Source organism: Amycolatopsis benzoatilytica AK 16/65 (genome assembly GCF_000383915.1).
Taxonomy (GTDB): domain Bacteria; phylum Actinomycetota; class Actinomycetes; order Mycobacteriales; family Pseudonocardiaceae; genus Amycolatopsis; species Amycolatopsis benzoatilytica.
The window spans coordinates 6,547,999-6,561,330 of record NZ_KB912942.1; the positions used below are offsets into that span (position 1 = coordinate 6,547,999).

The 13,332-nt window shown below is 69.4% G+C and carries 8 protein-coding genes; 2 read left to right on the top strand and 6 right to left on the bottom strand.

Translation table 11 applies throughout. The features are described from left to right. Positions 1-263: 263 nt before the first annotated feature. The 6 genes from AMYBE_RS0130380 to AMYBE_RS0130405 all read right to left on the bottom strand — a co-directional run bounded on the left by AMYBE_RS0130380 (position 264) and on the right by AMYBE_RS0130405 (position 8,541). Positions 264-1,595, bottom strand: a complete 1,332-nt coding sequence (locus AMYBE_RS0130380) for a 5-methylcytosine restriction system specificity protein McrC (RefSeq protein WP_020663163.1) — start codon at positions 1,593-1,595, stop codon at positions 264-266. Next, entirely contained in the window at positions 1,592-3,376 is a 1,785-nt protein-coding gene (locus tag AMYBE_RS0130385) for an AAA family ATPase (protein ID WP_020663164.1), read from the bottom strand. The genes AMYBE_RS0130380 and AMYBE_RS0130385 overlap by 4 nt, the downstream gene beginning before the upstream one ends. Positions 3,377-3,620: 244 nt before the next feature. Beyond that, entirely contained in the window at positions 3,621-4,967 is a 1,347-nt protein-coding gene (locus AMYBE_RS0130390; protein WP_020663165.1) for an AAA domain-containing protein, read from the bottom strand. Beyond that, positions 4,957-6,489, bottom strand: a complete 1,533-nt coding sequence (locus AMYBE_RS0130395; protein WP_020663166.1) for a hypothetical protein — start codon at positions 6,487-6,489, stop codon at positions 4,957-4,959. Before AMYBE_RS0130395 ends, AMYBE_RS0130390 begins: the two co-directional genes overlap by 11 nt. Then, positions 6,486-7,637, bottom strand: a complete 1,152-nt coding sequence (locus AMYBE_RS0130400; protein WP_020663167.1) for a hypothetical protein — start codon at positions 7,635-7,637, stop codon at positions 6,486-6,488. Before AMYBE_RS0130400 ends, AMYBE_RS0130395 begins: the two co-directional genes overlap by 4 nt. A gap of 49 nt (positions 7,638-7,686) precedes the next feature. Beyond that, positions 7,687-8,541, bottom strand: a complete 855-nt coding sequence (locus AMYBE_RS0130405; protein ID WP_027928178.1) for a hypothetical protein — start codon at positions 8,539-8,541, stop codon at positions 7,687-7,689. Positions 8,542-8,670: 129 nt separating this feature from the next. On the opposite strand from AMYBE_RS0130405, the gene AMYBE_RS0130410 reads away from it, so the two are divergent. Together AMYBE_RS0130410 and AMYBE_RS0130415 are read left to right on the top strand one after the other, a co-directional pair. Beyond that, the gene (locus tag AMYBE_RS0130410) at positions 8,671-9,987 is read left to right on the top strand and encodes a metallophosphoesterase family protein (protein WP_020663169.1); all 1,317 of its coding nucleotides are present in this window, start codon (positions 8,671-8,673) and stop codon (positions 9,985-9,987) included. Then, entirely contained in the window at positions 9,984-13,166 is a 3,183-nt protein-coding gene (locus AMYBE_RS0130415; RefSeq protein ID WP_020663170.1) for an AAA family ATPase, read from the top strand. The genes AMYBE_RS0130410 and AMYBE_RS0130415 overlap by 4 nt, the downstream gene beginning before the upstream one ends. Positions 13,167-13,332 lie beyond the last annotated feature (166 nt).

The window sequence follows — 13,332 nt, forward strand, 5'->3', positions numbered from 1 at the left end:
GCGCGGCGACCCGCGAGCCTGGATGGACACAACCCTTTCCTGGGTTGCTGCTCGACCATAACGATCGCCGCCTCAACGTGACCACCGCCACGAATGCGGGGCATGCTGGCTGCCCTTCGGCAGACTTCGTGCGCCCCACCAGGCCTTGGCCACGTTGTGCGCCGGACGGCCCTTGCCTGCCGAGGCTCTTGCCACCACCGCGGATAAGCAGCCTCGAAATGAACACGGTGACTGCAATCTGAACCAGCTCGCTGGTGCGCCGGTCAACTGACGCCTCCGGGCGGATAACCGTTGCGATCAAATTCGAGCGTGTCCGCGTTCCTGGCCATAAGGAGTCCGGCTAGATCGGTTATGCAAGAGCTTTCGGCGATGGAAAGCTGCGTGAAGCACATGACTCGGTTTTGTGGTGCCAGCCATGGGTTGCGCTGTTGGATAGCCGGTGGCGGCTGGCGGTCCAGGGCGGGGTAGGCGAGAGCGCCGAATTCTGCGTTGTGTGCGGCGAGGTAGGCGTTGAGCTGGTAGAGGTCTTCCCGATCAACCCCGCGACGGTCGTTGAGGGGCTTGTATTTGGCGTCAATGATTGCCGTTGGCTCCTCTGGAGCGCCGATGAGGATGTCGGGGTAGAGACGGCCGAGCACCGCTGCGGGATGCCGAGCTGATCGCAGCAGCGGTGTCGGGACGTGGTGCTGGGTGCCGTGTGTGACGGGAAGCGTGGTTGCGCGGCGGGTGCAGTGGAGGAGGAACAGCTCCCACAGTTCGGCGACGTCGATGAGCAGGCCGTGTGTGCGTTCGTCGGTGGGTGACGCGTCCGGCGCGGTGTGCTGCACGATCTGCCAGGACAGGTCGGCCACGCGTTTGTAGGGCAACGTGATCGGGGTGTAGCGGACGCTGGCCAGGTCGCGGCGGCTCGGGAGGCGGGGGCGTCCGCCGACTGCCGTTCGCAGGCGCGGCACTATTTCGTCGACTCGGTCTCCCCGCCAGCCGGGCCGGTGGCGCAAGAGGGTGTCGAGTACCTGGTCGGCGGCGACGATGACCTGGCTGACGGGGTTCCCGAGCAGCTTCGCTCGCTCGACCGAGGCCACGAAGGGGCTGCGGGCTGCGCGGAGCGCGACCGTTCCGGGCAGGTCGAGGCGTCCGCGTACCGCGGCGCCGACATGACGTTGGTGGGTCCGGAAGCTGGGCATGCCGTGGCGGGCGGCTGCGGTGAGCGCGGTGCGCCACAGCGCCGCTGTCAGCTCGGCGATGAGAGTGGAGCTGCCGCGTGCCTCGGCGGCTCGGGGGATGGTGTGCAGGTTGAGGGCGGCGCTGGCCCAGGCGGCGATGGTGTCGATGCCGAGCCGTGGCCGGATCTCCAGGATCCGGCCGTCGCGGCGGAGTTCTCCGACGTAACGGCCGGCGCGCCAGCTGCCGTCGAGTTGTCGCTCGAGGATGGGCTGCGGGTCTGCCGACGCGCAGGAGGGGGCAAGGTTCAGGGTGAACTGGTCGGGCCGGGTTTCGGCGGCCAGCAGGGTGAGCCATTGGTCTTCGTCCGGGGTGAAGGCCCGGTCGCGCTCGACGGGGCCGGCCAGGTCGGCGAAGACGATGCGCTCGTTCATTGTCCGAGGAAGGCGCGGCGGAGGTGGTCCATCTGTTCGTCGCGGTCGTCGACGCCGGCGAGGTATTGCTCCAGCAGCGGTTTGAGCGAGCGGTTCCACAGATCGAGCAGCGGCGGCTGCGGCTGGTCGCGGGGCTGGCTCCACAAGTATCCGCCGTTGGCGGGGCGGTTCTTGCGCGTGCTCAGCCAAGTGCCGAGGAAGAAGACGATGTCCGCGAAATAGGTGTGTCCGACGTGGTAGGCCCGGCCCAGCGCCGCTGATTCGGAGATCGCGGTGTTGAGCTGCTCGGCGTGGTCGGCGAAACGCGAGATCTGTTCGGCCGCATAGTCGTATGTGGTGCCGCGGACAGCGTCCGCCCAGCGATCCTGGATGATCTCCAGCAGCGTTTCGCGCTCGAACGGGCACTCGCGCCACAAGAACCTGCGGCGCAACGCGAAGTCCAGCGTCTCCACCGACTGGTCGATCTCGTTCATCGTGCCGATCAGGTAGAGGTCCTTCGGCAGCTCGAGGGTCGCGGGCGGCTCGTCCGGGTTGATGCCGGGCAGCGTGACCGCGCGACCGCGCTGCCCGGCCTCGAGCAGGCTGAACGCCTCGCCGAACATCGCGCTCAGGTCGGTTCTGTTGATCTCGTCCAGCACCAGCACGACCGGCAACGCCGCGAGCCCCTCGGGCAGTCCCTGGCCGTGGTAGCGGTCGACGACGGCGGGCAGAAGCCCCGGGTGGTAGCGGGTGCGGTCGCCGTCGAGGCGCAGTCCGCGAATGAACTCCGGATAGCCGTACCCGGGATGCAGCTGCACCCAGAAGATGTTGGCCGCCACAGTGGTCTCGACCAGAGCGGTGCGCTCGACGAAGTTCTTGAAGCCCCAGCGGTTCAGCGCCGCGCGGCGGATGATCGTCTCCGCGAGCCCCCGGGCCTGGTACGTCTTGCTGGTGCCCGGCGGCCCGTACAGCACAATCTGCTTCTTCCACTCCAGGGCCTCCAGATCCCCCGTCCCCTCCCCCGAGTCCCCGGCGCTCTCCCACGCGACGCGCAACGGCGGGTGGTAGAAGTCGATCGCCCGCCCCGGTGCATTGCCCTCCGGCATCAGCGTCGTCAGCTTGCCCCGGATCGCAAGCAACCGCTCGTCGACGTCCAGACCGGGAGTCTCGGCCAAGTCGCCGAATGCCGCCGCGATCTCGCGCTTGTGCCGGCCCGAGGAGATGCGTTCGAAGGTCTGCGGATGCAGCAGGTGGAGCACGATGTGCCGCATCTCCCGCAGCGGCTTGTCCGTCTTGTCGGCGAAGTCGCGCAGCGCCCAGGCGTCCTTCAGGAGGACGGCGCGCTCGTCCGGGTCCAGCTGTTTGAGCCGCAGACAGAAGTCGATGAGATAGCCGACCTGAAGGTCCCGCCTCGTGTTGAAACCGACACCAGGATGGCCAATGCCTTGCCGCATCGCCCGCAACGGCACCGACTCCGGATCCAACGTCACCGTCGTGCCGGCCACCGTGCCGTTGAGGACATCAAGCTTGCCGCGGTACGTCACCGAGCCGACGAACAGGAAGTGCACCAGCAGAACTTCGGCGGCCAACAGCACCAACTCCGGACTACCGTGTTCGAGCTGGATCGCCCACTTCCCGGCAAAAGTGCCGCCACCCTCACCGCTGACGAGCGGATTGCCGTTGAACCGCCGGTCGAGATCGCGAAGAAGATCGACCGTCCAAACGCCGTCACGCGACGGATCCGTCAACGACCTGTCCTCGATCAGGCTGTGCTCGACCCACAGCCGAGCTGTTTCGTCCACCAGGTCTCGAGGTTGTTCGGAGAAACGTGCCACTGGGTCGACGTCCAATCCGTGATGGGCCGTTGCCGCCGGTCACTGTACGAGACTCGTCGCCGCGACGGCAGATGCTGCGCGACGAGCCGATCTTGCTGAGATTTGGTGCTGCCACGCCACAGCTGCAGGCGGCCGTCCCGAACGGCACCACGCGTCCATCAGTACGGATCTCATTCATCAAGATCCGATCGCGGCAGCCGATTGCTGGCGATCATGCCGCTACGCGGTGGCGTGCGAGCGTGGCCATCATGACTTGGTTGGCTTCCCAGCCGTCGGGGAATTTGGCGGGCACCGACAGGTGCACGGGGTCGCTCGACGGGTGGCTGTCCAGGAGATCGGTGATTCCTTCGCGGGCGACGACGATGCACGACTGCCGGTGACGGGACGCCAGCACGCACAGCCGTCCGGTCTCCAGATGGAAGGCAGTGGCATCTCGGCGCCCGGACAGCGGATGCACGACGATCACGACCTCGAACTCCCGGCCCTGCAGTCGGTTGGCCGTGTCGACCGCGACTCCCGTGGCGTTCGGCCGGCCGCTGCGCGCCAGCGCGATCCGGACGAGGTCGGCCTGGTCGCGGTGGGCGACGCCGATCGCGATGTCGCGCGGTTCCAGAACTCGCCCATCGGCGTGGCGTTCGCAGGTGCCCACCGCTCCGCGGTCGAGGAGGCGGACGGCGAGGTCGGCAGCGGTCTGGATCGTCTCGCTGTCGGTGCGGGGCACGTGACGCCGCGGCAATTCGTGCAGTGCCCAGCCGGTGGTGAAGGCCATCGTCAAGGTCTCGTCCAAGGCGGAGTTGCCGAGACTTCTCGTGCGGAACTCCAGAGAACGTGCGCCTTCTGCGGTGCCAGCGGTGAATCCGGTGAACGGGTAGAACGCCCGGGAGACGGTGGGAGCGGCGGTCGCCGGAAGGCGCCACGACACGGGCAGCCGGTGCACGGGAGTGTCCGGGTTGTGCTCCAGCATGACGGTGACGCCGTTTTGGGTCGGGTCGTGGGGAAGGCCGACCCATCGCTCGGTGCCGACGATGGTGAACGGGTCCAGCTGCCCCGGGTCGCCCACGAACAAGCCGCGGTCGAACCGCTCGACGATCTGCAGCAGCATGTCCGATCGCATCTGGTACGACTCGTCGAGGATCGCCCATCCGAACGCGGTGTCGCGGACGGTGGCCCATTTGGCGGAGGTTCCGACGATGATCCCGCAGTGGGCGAGGTCCGTGGCGCGGTTGGCGACGGTTGTGTTCGCGAGGGCATCGACGGCCGGCGGTGCGCTGTAGGAGGAGGCGCTCAGTCGGCCGATCGTGGTGTCCGGATGTGCAGCGGCGAGTCGTACGAGCAGGTCGTCGACTTGGTTGTTGGTCTGGGCGATGATGATCGGCCGCTCGCCGCCGTCGAGGAGGTCTCCGGCGGCGCGGACGACCAAGGTGCTCTTGCCCGCGCCGGGAGGCGAGTCGACGACCACCGCCCGGTGGTCGGTCCGTGCGAGGTCGGCCAGGATCGCGTTGACGGCCGTCTCGGCCGCCGATGCCGGGTCGGGCCCGGCGGTGCTGTCAGTTGTCATCGCCCCACTCCTCGGCAGCGGCTTCAGCGGCGGATGCGGGATCCGCGGATTCTGCGTCTTCCGCGTCGCCGGCGTGTGTCCACGGGATGCTGCTCGTGTCCGGGAAGACGGGTGTCGGGCGCCAGCCGGGGTCGGGCAGGTAGGCGACGCTGTCGCCCACGGCGGGCACGGTTCCCGGCTTCGGGACGCGGGCACGGCCCATGCCGCCGGTGACCTCCACCGTGACCAGGCTCGCCTCGCCGTCGCGGACGGTGGAGACGATCACGGCTTTGTGTCCGGGCGGCATCGAGGGGCTGATCAGCGTGAGGTCGTCGGCCAGCCGGACAGGGTCCGGGGTGCGGACTGTAACGCGCGGCCGCGGGACACGCCGGTTCGCTTGGGTAGTGACGACCCTGTCGGGCTCGGCTTCCACGACGACTCCGGCGAACGCCTCGCCGAGGCTGCGCAGGTCGGCCAGGACGTAGGGATCGTCGAAGGCCGTGTCCGCTTCGAAGTCGGCGAGCGCGCGCTCCAGCCGGTTCAGCCGCCGCGCAGCCCCGATCGCGCCGTCCCGTTTCGGCTGCGGCCGGGCCTCGGCGGAATCCTGGTAGTCGGAGTAGTCGGTGAACAGGCCGCAGTCGCGGTCGAAACGCGCTGCGGCGCGCGGCGCTTCGGGCACGCCGCGCAGCAGCGCAATCGCCGTCCACATCAGACGCCAGGTCGGCTTGAGCTGGTCGCCGACCAGGTCGCGCAGGTGGGTGCGGGCGTCGGCCAAGGCCTGCTCGTCACCGGCAGTGCGCGCAGCATCGAACTTCTTGATTGCCGGCGCGAGGTAGGTGTTGTCGAACTCCGGAGACGTCGCAGGCCCGGCAGGCGGGCACAGGACGGGATTCTCCGCATTGGCCATGGCTTGGTGGACGGACTGCCCGTGCGGGGGCTCGATCCAGGCCATCAGCGAAGCAAGGTTTTGGTCCTCCAGCGCGCTTTGGCCGGTGGCCCAGTGCTCGCTGAGCAGGCCCGTGACGGGCAGCAGCATCGAGGTGCCCGCCTGCTCGGCGGTGTCGACCAGGAAAGTCAGCCATTTCCCGAGTTCGGGGACGACGGCGGGCACCGGGTACGGGCCGGTCGCACTGCGGAACCGGCACATCCGGCCCAAGTCGCGCAGCGCCTTGATCCCGCCCGGGTTGGGGACCAGGATCTGCGGGGCGGCGCTGTACCGGGAACGCCGTTCCTCGCCCCGGGAGGGGATGTCGACACGGTCCTGGCGGCAGGAGTCGATGTAGTGCATCACGATCCGGCCGAGTTCTGCGGCGAACGCGAACCGCTGGTCCCGGTTGCGCGGCTGGCCGACGACCAGCAGGGTCGGCGATCTCCTGGCGTCGCCGACCAGCGCCGCCAGCGGGGCGCCCGCCTCGCCGGCCATGGTCAGCGGCACCATCACCAGCGGCCGGTCGGACAGGCGCCGGTGCCGGAAGCGGGTCAGCTCCCTGGCCTCCATCGCTTCCATCGCCTCCAGGTGCGCCAGCGCCGACACCCGGCTCATCGGGTCTCTCCTGCCGTGGGGGCGGAGGCGGTCAGTTCGGCCCGGAGCCGGGCGGCGTGGCGCAACGCCGCGGCCATCTCGATCTGGTCGTCGTTGGGCGTCAGCGTCCCGCGGGCGAGGCCGAGGGCCATGGTGGCGGTGTCGATGCCGCCGAGGTGCTCGCGCACCGCCGGCCCGAGCACGTCCAGCGATCGGTCGTCCCGGGCGCGCGAGCGGCAGTAGAACGCCATCTCGCAGTGGTTGAGGCAGTCCGGGAAGTAGGTTGCCGGCACCTGGTCGAGCGCGTCGGCCAGCTCCTGCGCCGGGCGCGGACGTCCGGCGGCATCGTCGGCGAGGTCGAACGTCAGGTCGTCGGGCAGGAGCTCGAGCAGGTCGCCGATGCGCTCGATCCGGTCCAGCTGCCGGGTCAGAGTGGCGACCTGCTTGCGCGCGTCGACGAAGGCCCCGGTCGGCCGGTTGGTGAAGTCCTTGGGCGCCACCAGCACGATCGTCTCGGATACCGCATCGGGTCCGATGCCGTCGTCGGCGAGCATGGCTCGCAGCGCGATGATGTAGGCGCACGCCTGGGTCGTGGCGGACCGCACCTGCGCCGGATCGGCTTGCCCGTCGATGATCGGGAAGCTCTTGATCTCCACGATGTGGAAACGGTCGCCGATGCGGAAGGCCACGAGATCGGGTTCGAGGAACACCGGCAGCCCGCCGACGACCAGCCGCAGCATCGGGTGGTCGTAGAGGGTGTCGCTCCCGCGGCCTCGCGCGGCGGCGGTCAGCAGTTGTGCGGTGCGCGTGTGGCGGGTTTCCGACCGGCCGTCGCCCCCGACGTCGTTGAGGTCCTGATAGCCGACTTCGGGCAGGGTGAGCCGAAGGGTCTCCCGGAGGACGCGCAGCAGTTCGGCGCAGCCGTTGGCTTTGACCATGGCCTCGAAGGCGTTGCCGCGGGCGATCGCGAAGGAAGACTGGCCGAACGGGGCGGGGTATCCGGCGTGAGCGGCGATCGCGGATTTGTCGGCGCCGCTCGCGTCCAGCACGGCCCGCAGCGCGCAACGGGGGTTGTTCTCCAGCGCCGCCAGCGTTCGCGCGTTGTGGTTGACGCGGGGTGTGGCGGGGCCGCGCAGCGCGTCCAGGCGCCGTTCAGGGGCTGCTTTCACGGTGTTGGGTTCCTTGTGGTGGTGCGACGGGATGTCGTGCGGCGTGGGTTCAAGCTTCGGCCTGCCGGCGTCGGACGTCCTGCAGCGACGCGCCGAACAGTTGCTGGTCGTCGGTGAGCTGCTTGCGGGCGCGGCGCGCGGATTCGGCTCGGGTAGCGCGGTCGCTGTCGGCGTGCACGTCCAGCTCGGCGCGGGCCGCGAGGATGACCTGGTTCGGGTCTGGCGTGCCGCTGCCCGCGGCCCGGTCCGTGCTCGTGGCGCCGGGGATGTTCACGGCGAAGCGCCACAGCAGTCGCATCGCCGCCGGGCCGGGCTCGGCCCCGGATGCTCCGGACGCGGCGATCACGGCCTCGGCGATGCGGATGGCCCTGGCGAGGAAGTCGACCCGAGGCGACAACGGGCCGATGATCCGCTGTTCCAAGACCCAGGTGCTGATCGTGACGAGCGCCCGGGCCGGGGACAGCAAGTCGTGGGTCAGGGCAGGACACAGGTAGTAGGGCCGGGCGCCCGGTGCGCTGCGGTAGGAGCGCTCCTCGTCCCGGCGCAGGCTCGACAGCTTGGACGCAGACAGCTCTCCCGGGAAGAACGCTTCGTGGACGCCGACGATGAGTTTGGGCGCGGCGGGGGTTTGAAGAAGCATCAATGCCCGATGGACGTGCTCGCGCGCCGGCAGCATCGCCCCCGGCGCGGCCCGCGGGTGCACCAGCGCATCCGCAGGCTCGACGGTCGTCGGCGCCGCGGGCGGGGCATCGGTGTCGACCAGGGCGTCCCAGGCCCGTTCGGCACGGCGGAGCTGCGCCCGCAATTCGCCGGCTCGCTCGGCGTCGCCGCCGACGGCTGCATCGCGGATCGCGCGCCGCAGCTCGGCGATGCTCTTCTCCAGCACGTCCAGCGGATCGCTCATGAACACACCCTACCAGAGTTCCAGAAGATTCCAGACTTTTCCTGAAAGATCGTGTACGGTGGTCGGCACCACCCCTCTCCGATGCGGCCTCGTTCGCCCCGACGCCGCCACTCCGCTGGGAGGCATCCCATGACGGGACGCGTGTTCCACACCTCAGACTGGCACCTCGGCCGGCAGATCGGCCGACACCGCCGCGACGCCGAGTTCGACGCGGTCCTGACCGAAATCGTCGAGATCGCCGCGGACTTCTCCCCCGACCTGATCGTGCACAGCGGCGACCTGTTCGACGGGCGCCCGACCCTGGACGACGTGCGCCGCGCAGCCGCCGCGCTGCGCCGCCTCGGGGAGATCGCTCCGGTGGTCGTCGTCGCCGGGAATCACGACACCGCCTACGTCCTGGGGTTCTTGGACTACTTCCTCACCGACATGGGACATCGGTCCGGCGACCAGGCCCGGGTGCGCTTCGCCACCGACGCCCGCCCCGATCGGCTCCTGGTCGACGAGTATCCCGCCGACGACGGCAATCTGACCCTGCGCATCGGCGCGCTCCCGTACCTGCACCCCAACCGCTTCGCCTACGACTTCGCCGACCCCGCCGCGGCGACCGCCAGCTACGCCGAGCGGATCCGCGCCGTCCAGGCCGACGTCTACCGCCGGCTCACCGCCGACCGCGGCCGACGCGACCTCCTGGTTTTCGCCGCACACCTGTTCGTCGAAGGCGCCACCCCCTCCTACTCCGAACGACCGGTCTCCATCGCCTCCGACTACGCCGCTGCTGCCGCCGACCTCCCAGGCGTCGACTACGGCGCCCTCGGCCACATCCACAAACCCCAGCCCGTCGACCGTGCAGGCTTCCCCGCGCGCTACGCAGGCAGCCCGCTGCAGCTCGACTTCGGCGAAACGCGCGACACCAAGAGCGTTGTGCTCGCCGAGATCGCACCGGGCGAACCACCGCGAATCGAGCTCGCACCGCTGACCTCCGGCCGCCAGCTGATCAACCTGACCGGGACGCTGGACGAGATCGCGCAGCGCGCCGACCGCGTCGGCGACGCATGGGTGAAAGCAGTGGTGACCGTCGACAGTCCCACACAGATGCTGTCGGAGACGCTGGCCGCGATGCTGCCGCAGGCGACCGTCGTCAGCATCGAGGAACGCCGCCCCGGAGCGGAGAAACTGGTCCTCGACCGCGAAACCTCCGCCACCGAACTGCCCACTGTCGAACAACTCCTGCACGAGTACCTAGCCGGACGGGGCGTCGCCGGGCCGGCGCTCGACCACGTCATGTCCACCCTCGCGGACGTGCAGGCCGAGCCAGATCCCGACGATCCTGCCCCCTGTTGCGAGGAGAAACTGTTGAGCGCCGCCATCGTCGGAGAAGGATTCGACAGCGTCGACCGCGCCGGCCTGCTCATCGACGCACGGGCCCACCAGGAGGAGGCGCGATGAAACCCGTCGAACTGTCCTTGACCGGCTTCCGCAGCTATCCGAACCCGGTGACTGTCGACTTCACCGGCAAGAGCCTCGCCGCTGTCCTCGGCGACACCGGAGCCGGCAAGAGCAGCCTGCTGGAGGCCATCAGCTTCGCGCTGTTCCGGAAAAGCTCGTGGGGAGGCAACGAAACCCGCCAGCTCATCGCCGACACCGCCGACGCCATGAGCGTCACGCTCACCTTCCAGCACGACGGATCCCGCTGGCGCGTGGACCGGACCATGCACGCCACCAACCCCAACGCCGGACGCCACCACCTGGTCAACCTCGACACCGGCCAGGAATACGACGGCGCCGGCCCCGTCGACGCCCGCATCAAAGCCGTGCTGCAGATGGGTTACGACACCTTCCTGCGTGTCGGGCTCCTGCCCCAGGGCAAATTCGACCAGCTCCTCACCGCGCCGCCGAGGGAAAGGACCACGCGGCTGCGGGAACTGTTCGGAGCCGACGCCCTCAACACCGTCCAACAGAGCGCCGCACGCCGTTGCCTCAGCCTCACCGACCTGCTCAAGGGCGCGGAGATCAAGCGCGCTGCCATGCCGGGCAATCCGGCACAGGCCGCCGCAGCAGCCGATGCCGCCGCTCAGACCGCCGAAGCCGACGCCCGTCGTCTGGACGACGCCCTCACTGGGATGACCGCGCTGCAGAAGCAGGCAACCGGCGCCGCCACCGCCGCGAACACCGTCGACCGCGCCGCCCGGGCCCTGGCCGACCAGGCCGTTCCCGACGCCGAGTCCGTCCTCGACGGGCTCGAGCCCGTCATCGCAGGCATAGCCGCACGCCGTGAATCCCTGGACCTCCGCGCCTACGAAGCCGCGAAACGGAACCGCGAGCTCACCGAAAAGATCGACGACCTCGATGCCCGAGGCGAAGGCCGGGACGCGCTCATCAAGGCAGCTGCGATCATGGAAAACCTCGCCGCTCGCGCGGAGGAACACCGGGCCGAGCGCGACCGGCTCGCCGCCGTCGACGAACAACTCGCACGCGACGCCGAATCCATTGCGACCACCGAGAGGCAGCTGGCAAAGCGCGCCGAGCAGGCCGAACCCCTCGCCGAGGCCGCCCGCACCGCCACCACGCTGAGCCGGCAGATACGCATCCAAGGCGACCGCGCACGCTCCCGCGTCTCCGCGGCGACTCTCGCCGCCCAGCAGGTCGCCATCGCGGCCCGAGCCGCCACCACTGCCCGAGGCAACGTCGAAGCCGCTCTAGCAGCCCTCACGGCAAGCAAAAACGAGAACACCGGTGCGGAAGAGGCCGTCACCGCCGCCGAACACCACCTCGAGGCGGTCCAGCTGCGCAACCAGGCGGCCAGCATCGCCAGCGACGTGCACCCCGGCGACGACTGCCCCGTCTGCCGGCGGCAGCTGCCCGCCGACTTCGAGCCCGAAGCCGCAAGCGAAGCCGCCCTCGACACCGCGAAAACCCAGCTCCGCAATGCAAAGGCCAAACAGAAGACGGCTGCGCGCAAGCTCGCGGACGCCGAATCAGCCCTCGCCGCCGACGAAACCGCGGTGTCTACCAGCGGCACAGAGCACGAGAAGAGTCAGCGGGCCGCGCAGCGCGCCACCGAGGAAGCCGCACAGATTCTTGCCGACTTTGCTTCCCTGGCCGCCGAAGCCGGGAACGCCTTCGACTCCGGCGTCGCGCGCGCGACCCTGACCGGGGCGACCGCAGCGCTCACCACGCACCCGGACACCAGCGCTCCCACTCCTGAATCCCTCACCGAGCCCGTCATCACCGCCCTCGCCGCAGCCGAAGAAGCCGCAGCCGACCGCGCCGAGCAGCTGCGCGAATCCGCCATCCGTCACACCGCCGCCATCGACGCCGACCGCGTTGCACTGAACAAACAGAAAACCGTCCACCACAACGCGGTCAATGACGCTCAGGCAGCCTCGACACGACAGAAGCGCGCCGCAAGCCGCATGGCCCGCGAGATGCGCGCACTGCCCGACCGGATCCAGACACTCCTGCCAGGTGACGCAGTCGACGTCACCGCAGCCGACGCCGACGCCGCACATAAGACGATCGCCGCTCTGCAGACCGCGGTCCAGCGCCTGCTCGACGAGAGGGACGAGACGAAGACTGACGCGGCCGCGGTTCTCGCCGAGCAGCGCGCCCTGGACACGGAGGCCCGGACCGCCGCGGACGAACCCCTCAATACGCTGCGCACACGCCTGAATGCCTGTGCGAACGCCGCCAACCAGGCCGTTACGCACCTCCCTGGCACCAGTCGGGACCGAGTGCCTGTCGCTGTGGCGGAGACCGACGTCACTGAGCTCCGGGTGTTCGCGAAGACGCTGGCGACCGCTGTTGCGGCTATGGGCAGCGAGCTGGCCGAAACCCACGCTGCACACCTGGCCCAGGCACACGACGCGGAAACACGACTCCGCGAGCTGGCCGCGGAGCTGGCCGACGTCGACGGCTTTGCTCCTGCCGACGACCTGACGGACCCGCAACTGCTGCACCCGCTCGTCGCAGCCCTGGCGACAGCCACCAAGGAGGCCGAGGTCCAGCGCGCCGCGCAGAACGCGGCGCAACACCACATCAAACCGGCCGCAGACCTGGACTTCGCTATTTCCGCCGGTCAAGCACGCCTGAACGCACTCAGCGTCCTGCGGACCGAACTCGTCGACGCCAAGTTCCTGCGCCACCTCACCGCGTTGAACACGCGAACGTTGCTGGGCATCGCAAGCAACAATCTTGGGCTGCTGACCGACCAAAGATTCGGCTTCAGCGACGGCTTCGAGATCGTCAGCCGCGGCTCCGGCGTCGCCCACACCCCCAACCGGCTCTCCGGCGGCGAGAAGTTCCTGGCTTCCCTCGCTCTCGCCCTGGCCTTGGCGGAACTGCACTCGCACAGCGGTCCTCGCCTCGGCTCACTGTTCCTCGACGAGGGCTTCGCCGCCCTCGACACGACGGCGCTGCAATCCGCCCTGGAAGTGCTCCGCACCCAAGCTGGAGGCGACCGCCTCGTCGTAGTGATCAGCCATCTCCATGCCGTCGCCGAGGCAGTCGACGACGTGCTGTGGGTCGAGCGCGGCCCCGCCGGCTCCTTGGCGCGCTGGATGACGCCGCCCGAACGAGACCGACTCGTCCAGGCCGACGTGGCGAGCGGCCTGCAGACCCTGGCGTAACGACGGCGACCGTTCATCCGAATGAGGTGTCTAGACGTGCGCAGCGAGCCTGGCTGGATCTTGGCGGGTGGAGGCAACAGGATTGTTGAACAACCCAGCGCCGGAGGCTCGAAGCGGGCGCAGTGGTCAGGGCAGGGCAGTAGCACGGCCCGCGTCCGGCATACTC